The sequence below is a fragment of the Pseudoalteromonas shioyasakiensis genome (assembly GCF_022398475.1).
In the GTDB taxonomy this organism is placed as follows: Bacteria; Pseudomonadota; Gammaproteobacteria; order Enterobacterales; family Alteromonadaceae; genus Pseudoalteromonas.
In genome coordinates this window covers 1-4,243 of record NZ_JAKEVM010000246.1, presented here as the reverse complement: position 1 = coordinate 4,243, position 4,243 = coordinate 1, and the positions used below count along the sequence as shown (strand labels likewise).

The window sequence follows — 4,243 nt, the reverse complement described above, 5'->3', positions numbered from 1 at the left end:
GAATGACTCTAGAATTATTTGTAATTCATTTTTATTTTTAAAAAGTTTTTTATCTCCATGCAAATGACTATTTTTATTTGTATAAACTGATTTTAAGGACTCCGAAGTAAGAAAGTGCATAATGTTAGCTTCACTTAGTTCTATGTTAGAATCCTGTCTCACTCGAGTCATCCAATCATTAGCTGATTCAAGAACTGTTGTATTGCTACTCCTTTGAATAGTGTGAGGTTCTTTAGAATTAGAAAGTTCACTTTTATCGTTGTTATCCAAGTGAGGAAATTCATCCCTTACACATTGCAAAACCAAAGAAATTAACTCTATAGTTTCAGTGTTTTGTTTAAAAGGTGTTTTAGCCCTATTTAATTGCTTTTTCCAATTTTCACCGAATTCCTCATACCAGACTGAAACTGCTATATTTCTTAGTAGGTTTTCAATAGCAGCTACTTTTTTAAATACCTCTCTAGCTATCACATTTAAATTAAAACAAACATTTTCTGGGGGCATACACACCTTCTTATCAATGATGGTGTTAATATTTCTTAAAGCCTTATCAAAGATTTTATTTGATATTGAAATCAGTTGTTTGTTGCTACCTACTTTTTCTTTTTTCACCAAACCAAATATCCATAATTTTTCAGAGTGCCTGCAATCCCCTGGTCTAATAAGTTTGTGAGCAAATAATAACTTGTTTATTTCTAATCTTTCTTCGTCAGAGAGTTGGTTTGTGACATTAGTAACATATTCAATTACCTTATTCGAAGAGGATAGTTCTGAAATGACTCTTTCGGCATTCTCAACAATATTACCGTCTTCTAAAGTTAATGCTTCTATTACTTGCCCAAGTAAAAACTCGTTTCCATCTGTGGACTCTCGCAAATATTCGATTAGAACTTTTTCTGCATATGATGGGTTTGATGAAATGAGACGTTGATCAAAAAGGAGCTTTTCTATTTCTGGACACTCAACTTGAGGTACTTCAACAATATTCTTATATTCCGCTGAAGGAGAAATAGTCCTTTTATCCGAATTCTCAAAATAATTTTTATATTCAAAATAACTCCATTCACCACAAAATATGAACTGTAGTGATACTCCGGAACAGGATTCATGCAATGCCCTAGACTTTTTGAGTAAATTATATCTTTGCTCATCATTAGCAATATGAAAGTCTCTAAAGATTAATCTTATTTTATTTTTTTTAAATTCATCTGCTACCGATTTTATATCGTAAATCAAGTCATCATATGTAGAATAATTAAAGCATTTTTCTTCAAATTTTATTATGAGCTCATTAGTATCATGATCGATACTGATATCTAGAATTTCTTTATGAAAATCACGCTGAGTTACTTTGTAAAGGCAATCCGCTCCTCTAGTTGAAAAACGTTGGGTTAAGACTCCCCAAATTCCCTTGTTGTCAGCATTAACTTTTTGAAGCCATTGATTATCCATTATAGAAGTATTCCTTTTTCTCTTTCTATATCGTCATAAGCTTTGAGAGAATCTTCAATTGCTGTTTTATTTATTTTATCTAAGCGTTTCAGTATATCTAAATGTGTGGGGTAAGTAGCTCGATATCTACCATGAATCTTTTGATCTTCAGTCAACATATTTGTCATTTGAAGCAATTCTATAGTTTGCTCAAAATGCTTTAAATCTAATTGTTGAATCTGAATAACTTCACACCATTGATTAAGTAAAGACAAAATTTCCTGCTTGTCTATAAATGGATCAATTGAATCAGTTTTATAAAGTTCTGGATCTGTAAATGCTAATAAAATAGCATGTCCCAAATGAGACAAGTTGTATCCAAGGGTGTCATTAAAGTAATTTATAAAAGCTTGTTCACCACCACTTTGATTTATATTTGTGTTGTAAACCTCATCAACATCAGCCTTAGTAATTGTGACAACACTACCAGGAGATCTTCGCTTGGAAACATGTTCTAATAAACAACGGCAAAATTGCTGAACAAATGCTGGATGTCTTGATGCCCGCTTAGCTATAAGCCTTGGAACAGAAGGGTGCAACTGCAACCCTAGCATATCTTCGAACCCTGTTCTTAAAAGCTCAGCTATATCATCGTATGTAAGGTCTCTAATAGGTATTTGCTGAGTTATGTTAATAAAAGGATGTCCCACCCTCTTTTTTTCCTTGTCTAACTTTGCTTCATAATATAATTGATGATACCCAGAATATACCAAATAGGTTTGTTTGTCGGAGTCATCCATAACTAGTTGCCTCAAAACAGTTGCTAGAGGAAACTCCAAGCCATGAACTTTGCGACTTTTCTTTATATATTCATCCACTTCATCAATTAGGAAAGCTAATTTATGACCACTCTTTCTTAACGTATTAACTTTTTTTTCAAAAGAAGCTATTGTTTTAATATCACCTAACTCCAAAGTTTGAGATATTTTTTTTGCAATTGCCAAATCTGGATCTTTATCATCATGAATGTCAACATAAACATAGGCAACTTTGTATTTTCTATTCAACAATGAGTTTTTAAGCGCATGCAGTACCGATGTTTTACCTATCCTTCTTCCTCCCCAAATCATAGCTTGCGGATTAGTCAATAGTTGCTGTAAGGTATCTTTTCTTCCAACATAAATATTATTGGCTTGATGGCAATAGCCTTGTGAAACAAATGGCGAAGAATTTGCCAAGTTGCTTACTGAAGCGTGGAGAGCCTGTCTTAACGGAACGTCTTTCTTTTTAGAAGAGCATAAATACAAGAGAAACTCTTGATCAATAATTAAAAAGTTTTTGAAGCTTTTGTCATAATCAAAATATTTTTTTAATTTTTTACTATCCTGAGCGGAAAAAACTATATGAANAGCTTGGAGAGCCTGTCTTAACGGAACGTCTTTCTTTTTAGAAGAGCATAAATACAAGAGAAACTCTTGATCAATAATTAAAAAGTTTTTGAAGCTTTTGTCATAATCAAAATATTTTTTTAATTTTTTACTATCCTGAGCGGAAAAAACTATATGAAGGTGCGAAATTGAATTTTCACTTTCAAGCTCTGCCTCTAGCCTTTGAAGAGAAGTTATATCTACTTCTTTTCTATACAAATAAAATCTAATAGGTCGTTTCAGAAATTCACTTTGAGGTTTATAAAACGCACTTTGATAAACAGGAAATGTATAATCCAAACTAGCTGAAATATGTTTTCCAAACCTTTTCTTTTCATCTTTTGAGTCATGGTATAAATTCGTAGATTTAGCAAACTCTTTTACGAAACCCTCCCAATTAGCTCTAATAGTCTTAGGTTCAATATTTTCAACAGAAATTAGAGATTCCCAATGAGAAACTAACTCTAGGCATTCAGACTTTACATCTTCGAGCTTGAGTTCTGCCTTGGTATCGACTTTGCTATTTTTTTTGCTTTGCTCTAATAAAGCTGTAAACTCAGAAAAATCCTCAGAGCCATTTGCTACAGTTTCACTTAAAGCTTCAATCAAGCTTTCAGGCAATATTTGATAATCTTCAGCGACTTCTGAGGTCTTTTCTTTTCGAAGTATTGTTCTTAAGATTCTTTCTAACACTGCACACTTATCATATAGTTCATCGAACCATGAATCGGATAAGTTTTGACTATCAGCCCCCTCTTTTATTTGAGAAAGTTGCGAGAGCATTTTATTTACAAACGCTTGTTTTTCTTTTCTTTCCTTTAAATGAGCTTCTTCAATAATTGAATTAAACTTTTCAAGGATTTTATATGCACCAGAAACCCTACCAGAATTAAAGCATTCATAAAATTTGTTAATTAAAGAGGTATTATCAGAAGCCAGTAAATTTTCACTCTTTCCATATAGTTTTTCTTTTTCCTCAAGATACTTTTCCTTATACAAGGTAAAGTCATCTTCATTTTTACATAGTACAGATAATGGCCCCCAAGCAGCACTTTCAGTATATATTCTTTTAACAGCACCCAAGTCGTAAGAGTGTTTGATTTCTCCGATGATGGAATCAAAAATTAACTTTGCGTTATCATCATTAATAAAGGTTTGTTTCCTAACTAACTTAACTACTTCAGGGCAATGTCTTATTAGACCGGAACTCTCAAGTATACTTGACTCAAGTTTTACAACTTTTGTTGATTCATATTCTTGATATGCTTGCTCTAGATAAGCAACAAAGCTAATTTTTTTAGAATTGTCTCCAGCCCATTGATGTAATGCTTTAAATACTAAATTTTTATTTACTAAGAAATAGTCTTCTTTAGAGGCAATTAAAT

The 4,243-nt window shown here is 32.3% G+C and carries 1 protein-coding gene; it reads right to left on the bottom strand.

Going from position 1 to position 4,243, the window contains the following annotated elements; genetic code table 11:
* Positions 1 to 1,452 (bottom strand): hypothetical protein (locus L1D51_RS21100; protein ID WP_239964786.1); only part of this gene is annotated, 1,452 nt, incomplete at its 3' end.
* Positions 1,453 to 4,243: the final 2,791 nt, after the last annotated feature.